The organism is Mesorhizobium sp. M7A.F.Ca.ET.027.03.2.1 (genome assembly GCF_003999175.1).
Taxonomy (GTDB): domain Bacteria; phylum Pseudomonadota; class Alphaproteobacteria; order Rhizobiales; family Rhizobiaceae; genus Mesorhizobium.
The window spans coordinates 1-2,513 of the sequence record NZ_RZOM01000913.1; the positions used below are offsets into that span (position 1 = coordinate 1).

The 2,513-nt window shown below is 63.0% G+C and carries 2 protein-coding genes; both read right to left on the reverse strand.

Features of this window, described 5'->3' with window-relative positions:
* Positions 1-404: 404 nt before the first annotated feature.
* The gene (locus tag EN750_RS28900; RefSeq protein WP_127398790.1) at positions 405-1,028 is read right to left on the reverse strand and encodes a sarcosine oxidase subunit gamma family protein; all 624 of its coding nucleotides are present in this window, start codon (positions 1,026-1,028) and stop codon (positions 405-407) included.
* A partial coding sequence (locus tag EN750_RS28905) for a glycine cleavage T C-terminal barrel domain-containing protein (protein WP_281062335.1) occupies positions 1,021-2,513 on the reverse strand: 1,493 nt, incomplete at its 5' end. The genes EN750_RS28900 and EN750_RS28905, both read right to left, overlap by 8 nt.

A 2,513-nucleotide genomic window follows, 5' to 3' on the forward strand; every position in this document is an offset into this window, starting at 1 on the left:
GATGAGGCTCGGCCGCGGCGGTCCGGCAGCAATTGCGGGGTAGGGCGACTGGCTCATTTCAGCCTTGCGGTTCGAGAAACAAGTTTGCCTGTGTGTGAAATTATTTTAGCGGTAAGAATAGCAGTGCGCGTGCGTTTGGCAAGGTGAAGGTGATGCTTCGAACCCAGTCAATTGGGATTGAATTGGCCTCCCAGTCTATCTTCCAAACGTCGGTGCTGCCCCTCATCTGGCTGCTGCCATCTTCTCCCCGTAAACGGGGCGAAGGACGCTGTCGTCGCCGGTTTCGCCAATCGCCAACATTGCAGAAATAGCGCGGCACTCCGAACAGCTTCTTTCTCCCCGTTCACGGGGAGAAATGCCCGGCAGGGCAATGAGGGGCGGCGCCGAGGTCCACAATTGGCGGGCTAGAATTCCTCGGAATGGCCGATAACCACACCATACTCCGCGGCCGAGTCCAGCATCGTGTGCCACAGGCTCTCGGCAAAAGTCGCGAACACCAGGAGGTTGAACACCGCCAGGCCATCTCGATCATTCCCACGCCTGAGCGTGACACTGGTGTGGTCAATCGACGTAGCCGCCGCCGCGCCAACCGGAAACGCATCGGGATGCAAATCGATCGACGACAGTTTCGCCAGCATCGCCCGCGCCTTGTCACCCGAGATGCTGATCAGCACGCGCGCATGCGACTGGTCGGACAGCGAGGCGGAAGATGCAAACGCCTGAGCGAGTGCTTCAGTCGAATGCTTGCCGCCCTTCGACAGCACGAAAAACTGATCCGGTCCCGACCAGATCAGCGTTGCGTCCGCCGCGCCGACTGCCGTCGGCGTTTCCGGAGCAGCAACGCCAAAGCGAACCTTCGCTGCCGTGGCCATGTCAGCCGCCTTACCGCGCCGCGCCATCACCTGGACGAGATCAAAATTGCGGATCTCGGTCAGCGAGACGCCGGCCTCCATACCGCGTGCACCATGCACGCCGGCAACAAGCGCCTTTTCAAGGGGACTGCGGGGAGCCCAGGAAAAATCAACCACGCTGGCGCCCTCCATCCGGATCGTAGAAGACGGGATTGCAGAGTTCGACATCGTAGTCTTCGCCGCGCAATGGATCATGCGCATGCACGATCTCGCCGATGCGTTCGCGGCCGCGTTCGACAAGCGCGAGCCCGATCCACTGATCCAACGTCGGCGAGAAGCAGACCGAGGTGACATAGCCCTGGTCGTTGCCGGGGCCAGGTGTCTGTCCCTTCGGGATGATGTGCGCACCGGAGCGCAGCCGGCGTGCCTTGTCCGTCGGCTTGATGCCGACGACGACCTGCCGGTCCGGGGCTACCAGCGCCCCGCGTCCGGCCATGACGCGGCCGATATAGTCTTTCTTGGTCGACATCATCTTGCCCAGGCCAAGATCGGCCGCCGTCGTCGTGCCGCTCAGTTCCGGTCCGGCAATGTGGCCCTTTTCGACGCGCATGACGCCGAGCGCCTCGGTGCCGTAGGGCGTCACGCCGAATGGCGCGCCGGCCAGCATCAGATTGCGCGCCATGGCATCGCCAAAGCGCGCCGGCACTGAAATCTCGAAAGCCATCTCGCCTGAGAACGAGATACGGAACAGCCGCGCTCTCAGGCCGCCGCGAAGTGCGACTTCGCGCGCGCCCATGAACGGAAAGCCTTCGTTCGACAGGTCTTCGGACGGGTCGACGATTTCCCTGAGCAGATCGCGGGTTTTGGGTCCGGCGATCGAGAATTGCGCCCACTGGTCCGAAACCGAAGTCAACTGCACGTCGAACTCCGGGAACAGCACCTGCCGGCAGAATTCGAGATGCTGCATCACCAGTCCGGCCTTGGCCGTGGTGGTGGTCAGGAAGTAATGATCCTCGGCCAGCCGCGATGTCGTGCCATCGTCATAGACGATGCCGTCCTCGCGCAGCATGAGCCCGTAACGCGCTTTTCCCACCGCAAGATTGGAGAAGGTGTTGATGTAGACGCGATCCAGGAAAGCGCCGGCATCGGGACCGTGCACGTCGATCTTGCCGAGCGTCGAGACATCGCAGAAGCCGACGCCGCCGCGCACCGCCTTGACCTCGCGGGTCACCGATTCCAGCCAGTCCTTCTCACCGGCGCGCGGGTACCATTGCGCCCGCTTCCACAGGCCGGTGTCGACGAAGACAGCGCCCTGTTCCACGGCCCAGTGATGCGACGGCGTCAGCCGCGTCGCATGAAACGTCTCGTCGCGATGATGACCGGCGAAGGCGCCGATGGCGACCGGCACGTAAGGCGGCCGGTAGATTGTCGTGCCGGTCTCGGGGATCGAACGGCCGCTGACCGCGGCCATGATGGCAAGGCCGGCGACATTGGAGGTCTTGCCCTGGTCGGTCGCCATGCCGAGCGTCGTGTAGCGCTTCAGGTGCTCGACGGATTCAAAGCCTTCGCGTTGCGCCAGTTCGATGTCGGAGGCGGTGACGTCGTGCTGGTAATCGACAAACGCCTTGCCCTTGCCGGCGACGTGCCATAGCGGCGTCAGCG